The 19,928-nt window shown below is 66.3% G+C and carries 14 protein-coding genes; 6 read left to right on the top strand and 8 right to left on the bottom strand.

Going from position 1 to position 19,928, the window contains the following annotated elements:
• Positions 1 to 28 precede the first annotated feature (28 nt).
• From galD to LL972_RS17455, 6 genes are all read right to left on the bottom strand, one after another.
• The gene (gene galD, locus LL972_RS17480; protein WP_323134224.1) at positions 29 to 1,699 is read right to left on the bottom strand and encodes a GH35 family beta-galactosidase GalD; all 1,671 of its coding nucleotides are present in this window, start codon (positions 1,697 to 1,699) and stop codon (positions 29 to 31) included.
• Positions 1,700 to 1,782: 83 nt separating this feature from the next.
• The gene (locus tag LL972_RS17475; RefSeq protein ID WP_228328667.1) at positions 1,783 to 3,699 is read right to left on the bottom strand and encodes a sialate O-acetylesterase; all 1,917 of its coding nucleotides are present in this window, start codon (positions 3,697 to 3,699) and stop codon (positions 1,783 to 1,785) included.
• Positions 3,700 to 3,805: 106 nt separating this feature from the next.
• A complete protein-coding gene (locus tag LL972_RS17470) occupies positions 3,806 to 6,067 on the bottom strand; it encodes a cellulase (RefSeq protein ID WP_228328666.1) in 2,262 nt (753 codons plus the stop codon).
• 110 nt (positions 6,068 to 6,177) lie between these two features.
• Positions 6,178 to 8,760 (bottom strand): TonB-dependent receptor, encoded by a 2,583-nt coding sequence (locus tag LL972_RS17465; protein WP_228328665.1) that lies wholly within the window; start codon positions 8,758 to 8,760, stop codon positions 6,178 to 6,180.
• 338 nt (positions 8,761 to 9,098) lie between these two features.
• Positions 9,099 to 12,029 carry a TonB-dependent receptor gene (locus tag LL972_RS17460; protein WP_228328664.1) on the bottom strand — a complete coding sequence of 977 codons (2,931 nt, stop codon included), beginning with the start codon at positions 12,027 to 12,029 and terminating at the stop codon, positions 9,099 to 9,101.
• A gap of 262 nt (positions 12,030 to 12,291) precedes the next feature.
• A complete protein-coding gene (locus tag LL972_RS17455) occupies positions 12,292 to 13,263 on the bottom strand; it encodes a LysR family transcriptional regulator (protein WP_228328663.1) in 972 nt (323 codons plus the stop codon).
• Positions 13,264 to 13,636: 373 nt separating this feature from the next.
• Between LL972_RS17455 and LL972_RS17450 the strand changes: the two genes are divergently transcribed.
• The 5 genes from LL972_RS17450 to fdxA all read left to right on the top strand — a co-directional run bounded on the left by LL972_RS17450 (position 13,637) and on the right by fdxA (position 17,635).
• Entirely contained in the window at positions 13,637 to 14,269 is a 633-nt protein-coding gene (locus LL972_RS17450) for a 2-dehydro-3-deoxy-6-phosphogalactonate aldolase (RefSeq protein WP_104582917.1), read from the top strand.
• Positions 14,266 to 15,414: a galactonate dehydratase gene (gene dgoD / locus LL972_RS17445; RefSeq protein ID WP_104582916.1), complete on the top strand. Its 1,149-nt coding sequence runs from the start codon at positions 14,266 to 14,268 to the stop codon at positions 15,412 to 15,414. Before LL972_RS17450 ends, dgoD begins: the two co-directional genes overlap by 4 nt.
• Entirely contained in the window at positions 15,408 to 16,319 is a 912-nt protein-coding gene (locus tag LL972_RS17440) for an SMP-30/gluconolactonase/LRE family protein (RefSeq protein WP_228328662.1), read from the top strand. The genes dgoD and LL972_RS17440 overlap by 7 nt, the downstream gene beginning before the upstream one ends.
• Positions 16,316 to 17,194 (top strand): 2-dehydro-3-deoxygalactonokinase, encoded by an 879-nt coding sequence (locus tag LL972_RS17435; RefSeq protein ID WP_228328661.1) that lies wholly within the window; start codon positions 16,316 to 16,318, stop codon positions 17,192 to 17,194. Before LL972_RS17440 ends, LL972_RS17435 begins: the two co-directional genes overlap by 4 nt.
• Positions 17,195 to 17,311: 117 nt before the next feature.
• Complete coding sequence (gene fdxA / locus LL972_RS17430) at positions 17,312 to 17,635, top strand: ferredoxin FdxA (protein WP_006453280.1); 324 nt, start codon at positions 17,312 to 17,314, stop codon at positions 17,633 to 17,635.
• Between the two features lie 117 nt (positions 17,636 to 17,752).
• Here the strand turns inward: fdxA and LL972_RS17425 are convergent, their stop codons facing one another.
• Both LL972_RS17425 and dapA read right to left on the bottom strand, forming a co-directional pair.
• Positions 17,753 to 18,271: a hypothetical protein gene (locus LL972_RS17425; protein WP_228328660.1), complete on the bottom strand. Its 519-nt coding sequence runs from the start codon at positions 18,269 to 18,271 to the stop codon at positions 17,753 to 17,755.
• 16 nt (positions 18,272 to 18,287) lie between these two features.
• A complete protein-coding gene (gene dapA / locus LL972_RS17420; protein WP_228328659.1) occupies positions 18,288 to 19,196 on the bottom strand; it encodes a 4-hydroxy-tetrahydrodipicolinate synthase in 909 nt (302 codons plus the stop codon).
• Positions 19,197 to 19,288: 92 nt separating this feature from the next.
• On the opposite strand from dapA, the gene LL972_RS17415 reads away from it, so the two are divergent.
• Positions 19,289 to 19,915 carry a glycine cleavage system protein R gene (locus LL972_RS17415; protein WP_002813792.1) on the top strand — a complete coding sequence of 209 codons (627 nt, stop codon included), beginning with the start codon at positions 19,289 to 19,291 and terminating at the stop codon, positions 19,913 to 19,915.
• Positions 19,916 to 19,928 lie beyond the last annotated feature (13 nt).

The raw sequence follows: 19,928 nt of genomic DNA, 5'->3' as shown, positions 1-19,928 counted from the left end.
AGGCTGCGCAGCAGGCGGCCGTGCAGGCTTACTTGTAGGTGGCCAGCTTGATCTTCAGCAGCTGCGGTGCGCTGGAAAAGTTGACGCCGTAATCGGTCTGGTCGCCGTTCCAGTTGCGCTCGAACTTCCAGTCGCTGCCTTCGTAGACGCCTTCCTCGACGCGGTCGTAGAGCATGTTGGCGGTCGCCTCGCTGGCCGGATGCAGGGTCACGCGCACGTGATAGCCGGTGACCAGGAATTCGTCCGGACCCAGCTCGGCGATCAACGCCGCACCGATCGGCTCGGGGTTGCCCGGCGGCTCGCCCTTGAACCAGAACTGCGGCACGCCGTAGGTGATGGTGGCGCTCCAGCGGTCGTTGAGCTTCAGCTCCTGCACCGCCTGGCCGGGTTCTTCGGCGGTGCCGTGCAGCTTTCCTTCGGAGGCGGCCTTGGCGAACGGGCGCATGCCGCGCTTGACCAGCTCGAAACCCAGCGCGAACGGCGCCAGCGTTTCTTCATTGACGTGCTTGGCGCCCAGCGGATAGTTGGAGTACCGCGTGTAGTCCATGCCGAACGCCGACCAGCCGATGCCATCATGGCCCAGCGCGGGGAACAGGTAACGTGCGTATTCGGGGCGGTTGCCGGTTTCGGCGACGAACAGCGCATTGTCCGGGCGGGCGTAACGCTCCAGCACCGTGGTGTAGGTGCGGTACTCGGGCATGTAGATATCCGGCGCCAGCAGATCGATATGCGGGCCGGCCGCCTTCCACACGTCCAGCACGTTGTCGGTGGGGCCGCCGCTGGCGTACTGGCCGGGCTGGCCGGGATTGAACGGGCCGCGCAGCGCGGCATTGACGTACATTGGCAGCGGGTATTCGGCCTTGCCGGCCTCGGCCACCTGGTCGATGTAGCGACCGATCGACCAGGCATGGAAGATCTCGTCCGCATCGGCACCGAACACCTGTGCCCAGCTGCCCGGCTGCTTGTTCAGGCGCTTGAGCAGTGTGTCCGGCACCGGGCCGTCGAACAGCTTCTGCGCCATCGGCGAGAAGTCGCGCACGCTGCCATAGGTGCCCGGCTCGTTCTCGGGCTGGATCATGATCACGGTGTGCTGCGGATCGACCTGCTTCAGATGTTGCATGAAGGCCACGAAGGCCTTGCGGTCGGCATCCAGGGTGGCCTGCGCATGTGGCGACAGCGACCCGATCGCCTTGCCCTCGCGCGTCACCACGCGCGGGAAGCGCTGGTTGTCGGTCTTGACCCAGTGCGGCGCATACGCCGGCCCGTTGTTCTTCCAGGTCGCAAACCACAGCAGCACTAGTCGCACCTTGTGCTCGCGCGCCTGCGTGAGCAGCGTATCGACGAAGGAGAAATCGAACTTGCCTTCTTCCGGCTCGACCTGCTCCCAGGCGATCGGCACCTGCACGGTATTGGGGCCCAGCACCTGCATCGCCGGCCACACCTTGTCCATCACGCCGGGATAGTTGCTGGAGTTGTTGACCTGCGCGCCCAGGATCAGGAACGGCGCTCCATCGACCATCAACGCGTGCTTGCCATCCTTGCTGACGAACTGCGGCATCGGCGTCTGCGCAGCCGGCGCCGCTGCCGTGGCAGGCGCGGTCGCTGCGGTACCGGCAGTCGGTGCGACTGCGGCCGGCTTGGCTTTGTCGTCCTGCTGGCCGGACTGGCAGGCAGCCAGGGCCAGCGTCAGCGCGGACAGCAGCAGCGGACGCAGGCAGCGGCGTGCAGTCGAAGGAGTAATCACACGTGTAACGGGGGAATGCATGGACATAGGACTCCGTGTCACCAGGTATCGGTGCGGAAGGGGGAAACAGGAAGGTGTTCGCGATTGACCAGGTTGGCGTCGTCCGGGTTTTCGCTCCAGCCGTAGCGCACCGCGGCCGGTGCAGCCACCGCGTCGCTGCGCACGATCATCCGATCGCCGTCGATGCGCGCGGTGGCCGGATGGAAGTGTTTGTCGGCACCGGCGACGCGGAAGCCCTGCACGTCGCCCCCGTTACGCACCTGCAAGGCACTGCCTTGCAGATCGAAGCTCAGCACGGCCTGGCCCTGGGCAAAGCGCGCCTGCTTGAACACCGGCGCGCTGTACACCAGCGTTTCGCCGTACGCTACATGACGTGCAGCAATCGCAAGTCGATGGCCGACATCGCGCTTGTTGGTGGGATGGATATCGGTAGGGTTGCCGATATCGATGATCACCGCCTGCCCGGTCGCCGGCAGCGCCAGCGTCTTGGACTGCGACTCGCGCAACAGTGCCCACGGGCTCAGCTCGCCCCTGTCGCCGCCGGCCTTGAAGTTGGCCAGCTGCACCCACAGGAACGGCAGCGTTTTCGCGCCGCGCTCGGCGCGCCATTGCTGGATCATCGCGGCGAACTGTTCGCGGTACTTCACCGCGCCGGCCTCACTGGCATTGGTTTCGCCCTGGTACCAGATCACGCCCTTGACCGGGAACGGCTGCAGGGGGTGGATCATCTGGTTGTACAGCAGCGTGGGCAGCTGATTCTTGTTGTCGGCCAGCGACACGCGCACGGCGGCGGGACGGAACTTCCAGCCGCTCAGCGTGCGTTTGGCACCGGCGCTGGTCTGCACGAAGCGCTGCTCGTCCGGGCCATGCATGCCGCCGCCGCCACTGATATCTTCCACCCGCACCGCGATGTGGTTGACGCCTGCATGCAAGGCGGAGGCAGGCACCTGGTAGACGCGCGGCAGGTTCCACTGTTTTTCGGTCGTGCCGACCTGCTGGCCATTGACGTAGGTGATGTCCGAGTCGTCGATCTGGCCCACGCCCAGTTCGATACCGGCCTTGGCCTCGGCAGCGCTCAGGGTGACCGTGGTGCGATACCAGGCGATGCCGTCCATGCCGTCATAGCCGCTGGATTCCCATTGCTGGCTGGTCGGGATGCTGTCCCAGTCGCTGTCGTCGAACGACGCTTGGCGCCACTGCGGCATGTCGCCATCGACCTTGGGCCAGCGCGCGATGCGCTTGCCGGTGGCGGCCTGCGCGGCGGCATCGCGCTGCTTGATCGCCTCGATCGCGCCCTGGTTCTTCTCGCCATTCAAGCCCAGCGAGGCCGCGTCCATCCACGCCTCGATCGCGCTGCCGCCCCAGGTGCTGTTGACGATGCCGATCGGCACGCCGGTGCTGGCGCGCAGCTCCCTGGCGAAAAAATACCCCACTGCGGTGAACTCGCCTGCGTTGTCCGGCGTGGCGGCCTTCCAGTCGCCGCCGGTCAAGCGCGTTTCCGGCTGCAGCGACCACGACTTGGGCACCTTGAAGTGCCGCAACTGCGGGTCGTTGGCCGCGGACACCGCCTGCGGACCATCGCTGGCCTGCGCCAACGGCCACTCCATGTTGGATTGCCCGCTGGCCAGCCACACATCGCCGACCAGCACATCGCGCACCTGCAATTGGCCGCCGTCGCCCTGCACGCTCAGCACATACGGGCCACCGGCGGTATGTGCGGGCAGGCTCACCTTCCACTGTCCCTGTGTGTCGGTCTTGGCGGTGGCCTGCTTGCCGTCGAACCGCACCGTGATGGCAGCGCCCGGCGTTGCCCAGCCCCACACCGGCATTGCCTGATCGCGCTGCAGCACCGCGCCATCGGCAAACAGCAACGGCAAGCTCGGTTGCGCCAACGCTACGGGGCTGATCAGCACCAGGCCCAGCAGGCAGCCACGACGGATAAGGGAAGCGCTCATGCAATGATCTCCAGGGACGGCGCGACCAATCGGCGCGCAGCGATGCGACGGCGCACGCCGCCGTACACGGTAAGACAGCGCGATGACGCGCACAGCGACGCAGCGCTCATCGTGGATCGCCGTAGAAGATGCCACGCCCACCGGTGGCGAAGTACACGCGCCCGGGGATGCGCGGATCGCCGGTGACGCTGTACGGCTTGCCGAACCGGTGCGCGTCGTCGTTGATGCGCAACCAGTGCGCGCCTTCGTCGTCGGAGCGGAACACGCCGTCCACGCCATCCACGCGGCCGGCCAGATACAGCGCCGGCGGTGCGCCATCGCGCAATGCCTTGCCGATGCCCAGTGAACGCGCCTGATCCGGTTTGGACAAGGTCTGCAAACGCCCGCCCTGCCAGCGCATCACGCCCAGCGTGGGGCTGGCCAGATACACCACCCCCGCCCGCCACGGATCCGGGCGCAGCTGCGGACGCGCGCGCTCGTCGCGCACCGGGCTGCCGACCTGCGCGCCGGTGTCGCGAAAGTTCACTGCACCATCGCGGCTCTCGTACAAGCGCCCGCTGGCGGTATCCACTGCATACCAGCGCCGCGCATCGACGCGATCGGCCACTGCCACTGCGGTCTCGGGCAGCCCCTGTACACGCTGCCAGTGCTTGCCGAAATCGGCTGTGCGCCAGTTGCCGCCGGCGTCCGGCGCCCACACCACCTGCGAGGCATCGGCGGCAATGGCGATGTTGCCGGCGCCCTGCCCGGCCGGCGGCTCGCTGGCGAATGCCGTCCACTGCGCGCCGCCATCGCGCGAATACAGCGCACGGATCTCGTTGTTGCGGCGATCGCGCACGGTGCCGCTGCGCACCACCCACTGCGCGGCCTGTCCCGCAGCATCGATGCTCTCGCCATTGGTCAGGCGCGGGCCGGCGTACTGCAGCTGCGCACGTTCCAGATCGTCGTGCCGAAAACCGTCGATATCGCCGAGTGCGCTGAGCAGACGCGCGCCCGCCATCGGGCTGAGCAGATCCAGCGGCACGGTCTCTTCCAGCCCGCGATCCTGAAACCACCACTGCAACGGCCGCTGCTGCCTGGCGAAATCCTGCAGATTGCGCGAGGCCCAGATGCCGTAGCCGGTGACGAACAAGGCGTGGTTGCTGTCGAACGGATCGATCGCCAGGGCGCCCATCCAGTGCGGCGTGGCGTGCGCGGTCCATGGCGCGGCGCTGTGATCGAACTGCGCGCCGGCCAGCAACGGCGTCCAGCTGCGCCCCCCATCGACGCTGCGGAACAGCTCATCGCGCGGGCTACGACGGCGGAAGGTGCTGGCCAGCAGCACCTGCGGCTGCTGCGGATCCACCGCCACCGCGCCCCAGCCGAAGCCATCGCCGCCGGCCGGCTGCGCGAGCGGGCTGACCTCGCTCCAGCGCCCCTGCGCCGGGGTGTATTTCCACAGCGCGCCACCGGCCATCAGATCCGGGCCGGGCTGGTCGCCGTAGCTCAGGTACCACTGTCCATCGCTGCCACCGGCCATATGGCTGGGACGCAGGCCCCTGGGTTGCCCGGCCACCGCCGTCCAGCTGCGACCGGCGTCGTCGGAGACATACAGGCTGGTCTGCGCGGTGGACACGCCGACATAGATGCGCGGGGTCGGCCGACCGGCGCGGCCGCTGGCGGCATCGAAGACGACAAAGGCGATGCCCACGGCCTGTTCGCGTCCGACATGATTGCGCGCCGTCGCGCCCGCCAATGCCTCGGCAGGAAATGCGTCCACCCGCGCCCAGTGCGCGCCGCGATCGTCGCTGCGCCACAGGCCTGCATCGCGTGAGCCGAGCAACAGCACACGGCCATCGTGCGGGTCCACCGCCAGCCGTTCGCCATTGGCACGGCCCAATTGATTGCCGCCGAGTTTGAACGGCAACTCGGCACGCTCGAAACTGCGGCCGCGATCAAACGAGCGCAGCACCGCAGCATTGCCGGCGCGCTCGTGCATGTAAGTACCTGCGGCCAGATACAGCGCCTGCGGGTCGGCAGGATCGACCGCGAATGCGTCGATCCCCATCAGGTTCCAGTCGTCGGCGCCCAGCCAGTCGGTCAGCGCCACCCACTGCTGCGCGCGCGCATCCCAGCGGTACGCACCACCGACATCGGTGCGTGCATACGCAAGATCGCGCTCGGCGGGATGAAACAGCACACCGGTGACGAATCCGCCACCGCCGATGGCGACGCTGCGCCATTGGTAAGGCCCCTGCACCGCCGGGTCGGCGGCCTGCAGCGGCAAAATCGAAAGCGACAACAGCACCAGCAGTGCCAGCCATACACGGACCGGCCACATCGCTGCGGTAACGCGGCGCACAGTAGGCGGATCGATCACAGCGATCATTCCTCCGGCTCCCCTTGCGATCGACGGCATGCCGTCGATAGGAAAAACACCGGCCCGACGGGCTGCCTGCACAGCTCGCCGGACCGGAGACGCACTTCCTACGGCGCGTTCTACAGGCTGGCCCGCAATGTCAGGCCATACCGACGATCGTTGATCACGAAGTCACGGTAGCGCGACTCGGTGCCCAGATAGCTTTCGCGCCGGGTATCAAGCAGATTCACGCCATCGAGCGAAATTGACCACACATCATTGATGTTGAAACGCAGCGAGGCATCCAGCTGGCCGAAGCCCTTGTTGTAGACCGGCAGGTTGCCGGTGCCGTTGCCTGCGGTGGTCACCAGCCAGTCGCTGCGCCAGTTGTAGGCCACACGGCCCTGGAAGCGCGAGGTTTCGTAGCTGAGGATCGCGTTGTAGCTGTTCTTGGACAGGCCTTCCAGCGGCACGGTCAGCGCCTGGCCGTTGGTGTCGGTGGCGGTGGGGCTCGGCGCCTCGCTGTCGACATAGGTGTAGTTGGTCTGCAGGCCGAAGCCGCTCAGCCAGCCCGGCAGGAAGTCGAAGAACTGCGTGTAGCCCAGTTCCGCACCGCGGATCTTGCCGGCATCGCCGTTGACCGGACGGGTGATCTGCCACACGCGACCATCGTAGACCTCGTTGAACACGCTGTCGGCGATGAAGCCTTCGACCTTCTTGTAGAACAGGGTGCCGTACATCATCGAACCCTGGCCGAAATACCACTCCAGCGCCGTGTCGAACTGATCGGCCTTGACCGGCTCCAGATCGGGGTTACCCGCCCTGCCGGTGAAGGTCGAGGCGCCGTTGGAGGTGCCGGTGCTCAGGCTCAGGTTCGGGTTGAGGCGATCGAAGGTGGGACGCGAGATACCGCGCGAGGCGGCAAAACGCCACTGCAGCTGATCGCTCAGCATCCAGCGCAGGTTCAAGCTCGGCAGCACGTCGGTATAGGTCTGCTGCGCGTCCACCGGAATCAGGCCGCCGCCCTCGCCGTCGGTGCCGGTACGCACGCCGGTGGAGCCGACCTCGGTCCGCACCACGCGCACGCCGATGTTGCCGTCGAACGGAATCGAATCACTGTCCACGCCGAAGCGCAACACGCCGTAGGCCGCGTAGGTCTTCTCGGTCTGCGCGTTGATGTTGTTGGGCGAAAACTCCAGCGGGCTGGCACCGAAGGTGGCCAGGGTCTGCCGATAGTTCGCCACCGCCGCATCGGATGCGGTCAGGGTCGGACCGAAGGCATGGCTTTCACCACGGAAGAAATCGGTGATCGGATTGGTCACGACGCCAACGCTGGGGAACTGCGAGAACGGCGCGCCCGCGCAGTTGTTGATGCACATGAAACGATAGATATTGCCCTTGGTCTCGGCATCGCGGTCGGTGTAGCGCACACCGGCCTTGAAGCTGCGCACGAAGTCGCTGTCGAAGGCCAGATCCATGTCGGCGCGCCAGGCGAACTCGGTGCCCTTGTTGTCGTCCTTGTTGTCCAGGTGATAGCGCCAACCGTCGTAGTTGTTGACGTCGGCCAGATAACCTTCCGCGCCGCTGGCATCGGTCACCGACAGGCGCGGCAGATCGCCGCGGAAGTCGACATTGAACTGCGGGCTGGTGGACTGACCGGTGGACAGGATGTAGCGCGTGCCGGTGGTGGTGGCATCGACATACTGGAAGTCGGTGCTCAGGGTCAGCTTCTCGTTGACCGTCCACTTGGCGCCCAGCGAGTAATCGGTGGTCACCGAATGCCGCTCGGTCAGGCTGGTGTTGGACTCGGTCGGCACGTTCTGGAACGAGCCGTTGACGAATTCGTTGCGGTCGTTGACTTCGATGCCGGGCAGGCCCTGCATCGGGTTGGCGCCGGTCAGGGCGAAGAACGAATAGTCGTGCCAGCTGAAGTCGTATTCCGAACGCAGCACCTGCGTGTAGACCTCCACCGCATCGTTGGGACGCCATTGCATCGCGAACGCACCGGTCTTGCGCTCACGCTCGCCGACGGTGGTGTTGATGCCGGCGCCGTGCGGCACCGACACGCCCTGGCCTTCATAGCCCGGCAGATCGGTCTGGGTGTACCACGGCTCGATCGAGATGGTGTCCTGGCGGAACGGGCTCTTCTGCTGCGAGTAGTTCACCAGCAGGCCGATCTCGCCGATGCCGGTCTGCCAGCCATCGCTGAACAGGCCCGAGAACGCCGGCTTGCCGTCGTCGGCCAGGTCGTAATAGTTGTACTGGACGCTGCCGGCGATCTTGCGGCCGTCGTAGTCGAACGGCAGGCGCGTGCGCAGGTCGACGGTGCCGCCCAGGCCACCTTCGATCATGTCGGCCGAGGGATTCTTGTAGACGTTGACGCCGCCGAGCAGTTCGGCCGACACGTCCTCGAAGCTCAGGCCACGGCCATCGTTGGCGGTGAAGATGTCACGGCCATTGAGTTCGGTACGCACCTGGGTCAGGCCGCGGATGGCGATCGAGCTGCCTTCGCCGTAGTTGCGCGTGATCTGGATGCCGGAAATACGCTGCAGCGCCTCGGCGACATTGTTGTCGGGCAGCTTGCCGATGTCTTCGGCAACGATCGAATCGACGATCTGCTCGGCGTTCTGCTTGACCAGCTGCGCCTTGGTGCGGCGGAAATCACGGATCGAACGCTGACCCACAGTCCGGCCTGCCGGAATGTGGCGATGTTGCACTGACATGGTGCTCCCTCCCAGGACGCATGTACTTCTAGTTTTAGCGGGTCGGTGCGCGAACGCCCTGCCCGTCGTTGGTGCTGGCCCGCATCCGCCCACGACCGGAAGGCCGGGCGGTTGCGATGCGTGGTAATCCTGACAGGGTTTACCTAGCGGCTGCGGCCGGAGCATAGGGCGGCGCCGTCGTGCCACACCAATGAAATATTCCTGGAAAGGTATTCGTAAAACCTATAGCAACGCCGACAAACCCGCCGGGTCTGGCATTGCGGATCCGGATCGCCGGATCGGCCAAAGCGGGCTCAACTCCATGAGCCCGCACACATCTGTTCCGTGACGGCCTTCGCTTACCAGTTCATGCGCAGCACCAGCGAATAGCGCCGGTCGTTGACGAAGGAGGAGCGCGTATACAGACGCGGATCCACCTCCCCGCCCTCATACGAGGTCGGCCCCATCAGCACCTTGGTCACCGTGTTGGTCAGATTGTTGGCCTGCACGCCCAGTTGCAGGTGTTCGTTGAAGCGGTAGAAGAACGAGCCGTCGAGCTGGCCGTAGTCGTCGGCCCAGGTGGGCAGACGGGTGGACGCATCGCTGGTGGTCAGCAGGTAGCGCGAGCGCCAGTTGTAGGCCAGGCGCAGCGACAACGGCCCCTTCTCGTAGATGCCGGCCAGGTTGTAGCTGCGCCGCGACAAGCCTTCCAGCGGCAGCTCGACCCCGGTGACGGTGGTGTTGGTGTACGGGTCGGTGGCGGTGTTGGCGCCGCCCTGGCTGTCGACGAAGGTGAAGTTGGCATTGACGCCGAACCCGCTCAGCCAACCCGGCAGCTGATCGAAGAACTGGGTATAGCCCAGTTCCGCGCCGCGGATGGTGCCCTCGTCCATGTTGTACGGACGCGTCACCAGCCAGGGGCGGATGTCGTAGATCTCGCTGCGGGTCTGGGTGGAGAAGTAATCCTTGACCTTCTTGTAGAACAGCGTGGCGTACAGCATGTCGCTGGTGTCGAAGTACCACTCCAGCGCGGTGTCGAACTGGTTGGCCACCATCGGCTTGAGGTTCGGGTTGCCGGCGGTGCCGACAAAATCGGTCGCCTGGCCGGCGTCGTTGGTCTCCACGTTGAGCAAGACATATGGCTGCAACTGGGTGTAGTCCGGGCGCGCCATTGCCTTGGAGGCGGCAAAGCGCCATTGCAGGCTGTCGGTGAAGCGCAGACGCAGGTTCAGGCTGGGCAGTACGTTGGTGTAACGACCCTGGGAGTTGTTCTCGAAGTACTGCCCGGTGTAGCGCGCCTGCAGTTCCGGCGAGACGTTGAGGCCGGCCAGATTCTGGAACTGGCCAAAGCCCTCGGCCTGGGTCTTGGTCTGCACCACGCGGATGCCGACGTTGCCGTCCACCGGAATGCCCCAGGCCTCGTCGTTGCCGAAGTACAGCGCCGCATAGGCGGCCTGGGTGCGCTCGAACTGGCGGTTGGTGTCCTGCGGCTGATAGGTCTCCGGCGCCCAGCCATAGCCGCGCAACGCCACGATCTGCTGGATCATCTGCGAGGCCGAGGCGTAGTTGTTGACCAGGCTGCTGTTGGGCACCACCAGCGTGGTCGGCACGTTCACGCCGCCACGGAAGAAGTCGGAGAAGGTGAACAACGACGACTGGTCGGTCATGAACTCGGACATGTTGGCCAGGCCGTTGCTGGTGCCCGGAATGGCGGCCCAGTTGTCGGAGATCACGCCCCAGTTGTAGCCGGAATTCTTGTTGATCTGGTTGCGGTCGGTGGCGCGCATGCCGAAGCGCGCAAAGCGCAACCAGCTGCTGTCATCGAAGGTGTATTCCAGATCCACACGGGTGGACAGCTGTCGTCCGCGGTTCTTGCCCAGGTGGTCCATCGCCGCCGCCCAGAAGTAATTGGACGGGTCCTGGGTGAAGGCCGGGTTGGCGATCTGCACGCTGGGATACCTGCCCGACACGTCGTAGGACAGGCCCGGCAGATAGGTCGCACTGAACACGGTGAAATCCAGCTGTTCGTTCTCCGACTCCACCAGCTGCATATCGCCCTTGATCTGCAGGTTGTCGTTGAAGAAATGGCTGAAGCCCACCGACATGTCGGTGGTGGTGGTGCGCTGTTCGGAATAGCGGTTATCGGTATTGAAGCGCATACCATCGCCGGTGAGCACCCCGCGCCACGAGCTGGATACCGGCGAGCCGCGCAGGAAGGCGCCGCGATCGTCGTAGTCGAAGGTCGTGCCTGGCGCCGGCGTGATGCTGTTGTTGCTGTCGTTGAAGAACGCAGCGCGCTCCTGCCAGTTCATCTCGTAGCGCGAGCGCAGGAACTGCGCATAGATCTCGGTGGCATCGCTGGGCTTCCACTGGAACGCCGCCGCGATCCCGTCGCGCTTGCGCTCGAAATCCAGCTGACGCCAGTTCACCCCGCCCGGCACGAACACTTCGCTGCGCCCGCTGCCGGCCAGCACGGCCTCATCGGTCCGCCGCACGTACGGCTCCACCTGGATGCCGTCCGAGCGCGTGGCCAGCTCCGAGTGCGCGACGTCGATCATGAAGCCCATTTCGCCGATGCCGGTGTTCCAGCGGTCGCTGAACAGGAACGAGGCCGACGGCTTGTACTTCTTGCTCATGTCGCCGTAGTTGTAATCGACGTTACCGCCAACGATCCGGCCCGGATTGTCGAACGGCATGCGCGTGCGCAGATTGACCGTGCCGCCCAGCCCGCCTTCGATGATTTCCGCCGAGGGGTTCTTGTAGACGTCCACACCGGCCATCAACTCGGCCGGCACGTCTTCGAAGCTCAGGCCGCGGCCGCTGGCGGAGCTGAAGATGTCGCGGCCATTCAGTTCGCCGCGCACCTGGGTCAGGCCACGGATCATCACGCCACTGCCTTCGGCGGAGAAATGGTCCGGGTCGCTGCGCGCGGCAAAGTGATCGATGGTCACGCCGCTGACGCGCTGCAGGGTTTCGGTGACGCTGCGGTCTGGCAAGGCGCCGATGTCCTCGGCACTGACCGAATCCACGACCTGGCTGGCATCGCGCTTGATCACCTGCGACTTGATCAGGCTGGCGCGCACACCGCGCACTTCCACCGCATCCAGATCCACCGCGTTGCCGGCAGTATTGCCGGCGGGGGCAGTCGGGGGCGACTGCGTCTGTTGGGCGTACACCGGTGCGGCGAGCAACAGCCCGATGCTGACGGCCATGGCGGAATGACGCAAACGCGGGGTACGACGTGCGTGCACGCCCGTCCCTGCCGAGGCATGGCTTGAAAACTTGTACATCTGAATCCCTCCCAGGACGCAAGACGACGGAAGACTGGTTGTCGCGACACCGTCAACGGGCCGCATGATCGTGCAGGACGCGGGCGTTGCCGCCCGGCTCCACTTCTCACTGCATGGCGGCTTGGCCGCCGATCACCTGCCCGACTTCACGTGCGCTTCAGCGTGCGATCTGGCTCACAGATATAGGCGCGTGGTCTAGCGCCAGCCAATGAAAAATTCACAGCCTGGTATGCCCTGGCGGAATACAAATGGAAGAGCCCGCTTAACCAGTGGAATCCGGCCCGCGCAGACCGGGATACAAACGACGCGCGGTGCTGCGTAGCGCCTGCAGGATGCGCTCGGCTCCCGGCGGCAGGATGTAGTCGCGCCGCCGGATGATGCCGAACGACTCCATGCGCACGCCCAGCTCGATCGGCAGCACGGTCAACAGCTTGGCCTGGATCAGCGGCGCCACCGATTCCACCGGCAAGGCGGTCAGCATGTCGGTGCCGCGCAGCAGCGTGGAGGTCACCGGCAGCGACGAGGTCTCGATCGCATTGGTCGGCGTCTGCACGCCGTGCTCCATGAACATCGAATCCAGCCGCGCGCGCAGCACGCTGTCGGCCGGCGGCAGGATCCAGCCATAGCGCACCAGATCCGCATGCTGCAGGCCGGCCCGGCTGGCCAGCGGGTGGCCGGCACGCGCGATCACCGAATGCGGCTCATCGGCCAGCGGCTCGAACTCCAGCTCGCCCACGCCCTCCGGCCCCAGGATGCGGCCGATCACGATGTCCAGCTGGCCGTCCAGCAACTTGGCCACCAGCGGGCGGCTGTAGTCCATTTCCACCCGCACCAGGATGTCGGGGAACTCGCGCTTGACCTCGGCGATCGCCTGCGGCACCAGGTTGGTACCCGGATTGACCACGGTGCCGATCGAGGCCTGGCCCATGCGCCCGGCACGCAGCGCGGCGATTTCTTCCTGCGCCCGGCCGATCTCCGACATCGCCGCGCGTGCGCGCCGGATCAGCACATGGCCGTACCAGGTGGGTTCCACCCCGCGGGCATGCCGCTCGAACAGTTTCACTCCCAGCATGTCTTCCATTTCCGCCAGCAGCTTGGAGGCGGCCGGTTGGGTCATGCTGGCGGCCTCGGCCGCACGCAGCACCGAGCGTTGTTCGTGCAGATGCAGCAGCAGCAGCAGCTGGCGTGTCTTGAGGCGGGCAGCGTTGAACCAGGGAGTGCTGGAATTTGCCATGGGGTATCGCCACGCAGGTGTATTCGTAGGAGGAATAGAATATGCCGAAAATTTCATTTGCAGCACATATCTCCGCGCGCGAGGCTATCGAACGCCGCAGCAGGAGCCCCTACCTCCCGGGCGCGGCCAGAACAGACGTGACCCATCTTCCACGAGATGGCAACACGCACGCCATGATTGCGGAGGTGGACGACGATGACGGCAACTTGCCGGCCAATTGCAGGCCGTTGGAGTGCGCACGCAAGTGCCGCAGCCACCGCGTCGCGGCTGCCTGCCGCCCTCCACGCGCCGCCGTGCAGCGCTGCAACTTCCCCCGACGTTGGCGACCCTCCGGCCGCCGACGGCCGTTTTCCGCTCTATCGCGAGTAATACGATGACCTCAGACACCACCGCCAGCCTGTTCGCCCTGCCACTGATCGCCATCCTGCGTGGCATCACGCCGGAAGAAACGCTCGACCATGTCGGTGCACTGATCGACGCCGGTTTCGACGCGATCGAGATCCCGCTCAATTCGCCGCGCTGGGCCGAGAGCATTGCGCTCGCACAGCAGACCTATGGCGAGCGCGCCTGGATCGGCGCCGGCACGGTGCTGCGCAACGACGATGTCGACACCCTGGCCGAGATCGGTGCGCGCTTCATCGTCACCCCGAATACGCGCCCGTCGCTGATCCGCCATGCGGTGTCGCGCGGGCTCACCGTGGTGGCCGGTTTCGCCACCGCCAGCGAGGCGTTCGACGCCATCGATGCCGGCGCAACGATCCTGAAGCTGTTCCCGGCAGCCACCTATGGCGCAGCGCATGTGCGCGCGCTGCGCTCGGTGCTGCCCACCCACATTCCGGTCTATGTGGTCGGCGGCGTCAGCCCGCAGACCCTGGCCGGCTTCCTTGCCCAGGGCGCCGCCGGCGCCGGCATCGGTGGCGAACTGTACAAACCCGCGCAATCGCTCGAAACGACCCAGACGCATGCACGCGCCTTCGTGCAGGCCTACCAGGAACTGCAAGGATGAAGATCACCCGCCTCACCACCTACCATGCCGCGCCGCGCTGGCTGTTCCTCAAGGTCGAGACCGACGAGGGCATCACCGGCTGGGGAGAGCCGGTCATCGAAGGCCGCGCGCGCTCGGTGGAAGCTGCCGTGCACGAACTGGCCGGCTATGTGATCGGCAAGGATCCGGCGCGCATCAACGACCTGTGGCAGACCATGTACCGCGCCGGCTTCTACCGCGGCGGCGCGATCCTGATGAGCGCCATCGCCGGCATCGACCAGGCCTTGTGGGACATCAAGGGCAAGGCGTTGGGCGTGCCGGTGTACGAGTTGCTGGGCGGGCTGGTGCGCGATCGCATGAAGACCTACCGCTGGGTCGGCGGCGACCGCCCGGGCGCGATCATCCAGCAGATCACCGACTACCGTGCGCTGGGCTTTGACACCTTCAAGTTCAACGGCACCGAGGAAATGAAGCTGATCGACAGCGCGCGCGCGGTCGATGCGGCAGTGGTCAAGGTCGCCGAGATCCGCGAGGCCTTCGGCAACACCATCGACTTTGGCATCGACTTCCATGGCCGCGTCGGCGCGCCGATGGCCAAGGCGCTGCTGCGCGAGCTGGAACCGTTCAAGCCGCTGTTCGTCGAGGAGCCGGTGCTGGCCGAACAGGCCGAGTACTACCCGCGCCTGGCCGCAAGCACCTCGATTCCGCTGGCCGCCGGCGAGCGCATGTTCTCGCGCTTCGAATTCAAGAACGTGCTGTGCGCCGGCGGGATCGGCATGGTGCAGCCGGACCTGTCGCATGCCGGCGGCATCACCGAGTGCGTCAAGATCGCCGCGATGGCCGAGGCCTACGATGTCGGCTTCGCGCCGCACTGCCCGCTCGGCCCGATCGCGCTGGCCGCCTGCCTGCACGTGGACTTCGTGTCGCACAACGCGGTGCTGCAGGAACAGAGCATCGGCATCCACTACAACGAAGGTGCCGACCTGCTCGACTACGTCATCAATAAAGACGATTTTCAGTGTGTCGATGGCAGTATCGCCGCCCTGCCCAAGCCCGGGCTCGGTGTGGAGATCGACGAAGACATGCTCAAGCGCGCAAACGAAAATCCGCCGGACTGGCGCAACCCGGTCTGGCGTCACAGCGATGGCAGCATCGCCGAATGGTGAGCACGCCCGAACACACCGCCGTACTGGCGGTCGACAGCCGCTGCACGCATGGCGAAGGCGTGCTGTGGTGCGAGCAACGTGAAGCACTGTACTGGGTGGACATCAGCGAGAAGCGGCTGTGGCGGCATCATCCGCACAGCGCACGCACGCAGTACTGGACACTGCCGGACCGCCCCGGCTGCCTCGGCCTGATGGACGACGGCCGCGTGCTCATCGCGCTGGCCAAGTCGATCTGCATCGCCGACCCGGACAACGCCGACGGCGACAGCCTGCCGCTCCAGCACCTGGCCGATATCGAAGCCGACAACCCGCACACGCGCAGCAACGATGGCCGCGCCGATCGCAACGGCAACCTCGTGTTCGGCACCATGGACGAGCACGACCACAAGGCCGCACGCGGCGCGATGTACCAGTTCTCGCTGCGCCACGGCCTGCGTGCGTTGCCGCTGCCGGGCGTGTCGATCCCCAACTCGATCTGCTTCAGTCCCGACGGCTGCACGCTCTACTACTGCGACTCGCTGCGCCCGCAGATCCTGTGCTGCGATTACGATGCCGACACCGCCCAGACCAGCAACGTGCGCGTGTTCACCACGCTGGATCGCGACGACGCCGAGCCGGACGGCTCCATCATCGACAGCGAAGGCCATCTGTGGAATGCGCAGTGGCGCGCCTGGCGCGTGGTGCGTTACCGCCCCGACGGCAGCATCGAGCGCATCGTGCAACTGCCGGTCAAGCACCCCACCTGCAGCGCCTTCGGCGGTGCCGCGCTGGACCGCCTGCACGTGATCAGCTCGCGCCTGGACCACAGCGCCGAAGAACTGGCGCGCACGCCGGAAGCCGGCGGCCTGTACGTCTGCGACGTGCCGATCAACGGCCTGCCCGAGAGCCGGGTGGCCAGCGCATGATCGCCATCGACTGGGGCACCAGCAGCCTGCGCGGCTATCTACTCGCTGCCGACGGCCGGGTGCTGGAGCAGCGCCGCGGCAGCGACGGCATCCTGACCTGCCAGGGCCGCTTCGCCGAGGTGCTGAGCACGCTGATCGAGGGCTGGGACGGCCCGCTGCTGCTGTCGGGCATGATCGGCAGCCGCAATGGCTGGGTCGAACAGGCCTATCTGCCCTGCCCGGCCGATACCGCCGCGCTGGCGCAGGCGATGCGCAGCTACGCCGACCTGCTGCCCGGACGCACGCTGTGGTTCGTGCCCGGCGTGAGTACCGGCCAGCAGCACGGCGTGCCCGATGTCATGCGTGGCGAGGAAACCCAGCTGGTCGGCCTGATCGCCGCACTCGGCGACGGCGCGCACGTCGCCTGCCTGCCCGGCACCCACAGCAAATGGGCGCAGCTCGACCACGGCCAGCTGACCGGTTTCGCCACCGTCATGACCGGCGAACTGTACGCGGTGCTGCGCCAGCACAGCATCCTGGGCAAGCTGATGCAGGACGGTGATGCAGAACTCGACACCGACGCATTCGCGCAAGGCGTCGATCGCAGCGCCGAGCCCGGCGGGCTCAGCCACCACCTGTTCGGCGCACGCACACTGGGCCTGTTCGACCGCCTCGCCGCCAGCGCGCTGCCGTCCTATCTGTCGGGCCTGCTGATCGGCCACGAACTGCGCGAGCACCGCGGCAATCACGCCACCGTGCACCTGGTCGGCAGCCCCGGCCTGGCGCAACGCTATGCGCTGGCGCTGGCGCATCTGGGCGTGCAGACGCAGCTGCATCGGGAAGATCTGGCTGCGACGGGATTGTTCGCGCTGGCCAGGCAACGCGGCTTGGCCTGACCGGAGACGGTCAGGACCGCGCCGAGCGGCCAGGGCTGGAGGCCGACAAATCCCGGCCAACCCCACACCGGCCACCGGACTGCTTTAGAATTGACAGGCTAAACGCCGGATTCCGCCATGCCTTTTGTTGTCACCGAAAACTGCATCAAGTGCAAATACACCGACTGCGTCGAGGTCTGTCCGGTGGATTGCTTCCACGTCGGCCCGAATTTCCTGGTCATCGACCCGGATGAGTGCATCGACTGCACGCTGTGCGAGCCGGAATGCCCGGCCAATGCGATCTACCCGGAAGACGACGTCCCGGCAGGCCAGGAAGGCTTCGTCGCGCTCAACGCCGAGCTGGCCAAGGCCTGGCCGGTGCTGACCGTGCGCCAGGAGCCGCTGCCCGATGCCGCCGAGTGGGACGGCAAGCCGAACAAGTTGCCGCTGCTGCAACGCTGACATAGCGCCTGGCCGCCTTCAGCCGCAGCAACGCCAGGGCAGCGACGACACCGCATCAGAAACGCAGAACGGGCGCCCGAAGCGCCCGTTCTGCTGTCTGCGATGGCTGCAGCGGCCTCAGCCGCCCAGCTTGCCCTTCAACGCCGTGATGACCGCCACCGGCGCTGCCGCAGTGGCCGGCATGCCGCGCGGATCCACTGCCGACACATAGCTGCCGGCGTCGACCTTCACCACGCGTACCAGGAAGCTGGAACCTTCGTAGCTCACGTCGTAGGAACCGAGCATCTGCGCCTTGCTGGCGATGGTCAGGCCGGGAATGTCGGCCAGTGCCGCACCGACCTTGGCGAACACTTCGTCGCGCTCGCCCGCCACGGTGAAACCGCTGTTGGCGCTGGCGGACGGCGGCGCCGAAGTGTTCTGCTGCGCGCTCGATGCCAGCGTCGGCACCTTCATCGCACCGGAGGTGTCGGGCAGGTTCAGATCCGGTGGTACTTCCAGCGGACGGGATTCCGGGGCCAGCGCGTAGTCACCGCGCGCACCCTTGTGGAACCAGCTGCAACCGCTCGTGGCGGCGACGGTGGCGGTCGCCAGCAACGCGAGCGAGAGCACGCGGACGGGGGAAACGGAATGACGCATCGATAGATCTCCTGGGTCAGGCCGCGAGCATTTCGCGGCTGGAAAGCGCTTCCAACGCAACAGCGTCGGCGGCAAGGCGGTCGGCGGCAGGCTGGTGCGCCGCAGAAAGGGGCAGTAACGGCAAACGCAGGCCGTGTCCGATCCCGGCGCGCTGCAGCAGCGCCTTGACCGGGATGGGATTGGATTCGATGCCGCAGAAACTGTGGTACTCGCTCAGGCGTGCGTCCCACGTGGTGGCCGCCTCACGCTGGCCATCGCGGGCCAGGTCGCACAAGCGCCGATAGGCCGACGGCAAGGCGTTGGACGCCACCGAAATCAATCCGTCGGCGCCGGACAGCATCGCCTGCGCGGCGCTGCCGTCGTCGCCGCTAAGCACCACGAAGGTGTCGCTGCGCAGCGACAACAGCGCGGCCACGCGCTCGGGTTCACTGCGCGCTTCCTTGATGCCGACGATGTTCGGATGCCCGACCAGCGTGGCAACCGTCTCCGGCAACAGGTCGCATCCGGTGCGGCCGGGCACGTTGTACAGCACCACCGGCAGCCCGCCATTGTCGGAAACCGCCAGGAAATGCGCCTGCAGCCCGGCCTGGGTCGGACGCACGTACGGCGGCGTCACCACCAGCGCGTACTGCGCACCCAGCGCAGCGGCGCGGCGCGTCTGCGCGATGGTCTTGGCGGTACCCGACAGGCCGGTACCGGCCAGCACCGGCACGCGGCCGGCCACCTGCGCAACCGCAGCGCGCAACAAGGTGTCGTACTCCTCGTCGCTCAATGCGGCAGCCTCGCCGGTGGAGCCGGCAACGACGATTCCCTGCACGCCGCCGTGCAGTTGCTGTTCCAGCAACCGCCGCCAGGCATCCAGGTCGAGTGCGCCGTCCGGACCGAAAGGGGTCGCCAGCGCGGTGATGATGCCGGAAAGGGACAAGATTCTGCTGCTCTTACGTGACAGGAAAGGCCCGCGCGCACGCGGGTTGTGGCCGCCTGCATGTTACTTGCGGCGCGAAACCACGGGCAAGTATGCTGGTCACCGCCAGGGCGCCTGCCCGGGCGGCCATTCAGCCTGATGCAATGCCGGAAGCCCCTTTGACCGACTCGACTCCCCGGCCCTCGCCGACCGAAAACCACCTCCTGATCAACGCCTACACGACGCATCCGGAGTCCCCCCTGTTGCCCGTCACCCGCCGCATCGCCGACAGCGGCTGCAATCTCGTGGACGCCCGCCTGGCCACGGTGGGGCGCGATGTCTCGGTCACCGCCCTGGCCACCGGCTCCTGGGACTCGGTCGCCAAGTTGGAGGCCATGCTGACCCGGCTCGAGCGCGAAGAGGGCCTGAAGCTGGTGTGGTACCGCACCGGCCCCAAGCAGACCCAATCCAACCTGCTGCCCTACATCGTCGAAGTCATTGCCGCCGACAAGCCGGGCATCCTGTTCCAGCTGGCCGATTTCTTCGACCGCCAGGGCATCACCATCGAGAACCTGCAGAGCACCCGCTACCGTGCCATGCAGACCGGCGCGGAGATGTTCTCTGCGCAGGTGACGATCGGCGTGCCGGCCAACATGCACATCGCCGCACTGCGCGATGATTTCCTGGAATTCTGTGATCACCTCAATCTCGACGCGATCATGGACCCGATGAAGTTCTGAGGCAGACGTTCCG

This window comes from Xanthomonas campestris pv. asclepiadis (genome assembly GCF_020784175.1).
Taxonomy (GTDB): Bacteria; Pseudomonadota; Gammaproteobacteria; order Xanthomonadales; family Xanthomonadaceae; genus Xanthomonas; species Xanthomonas campestris_D.
This window is presented reverse-complemented; position numbering and strand designations above follow the sequence as displayed.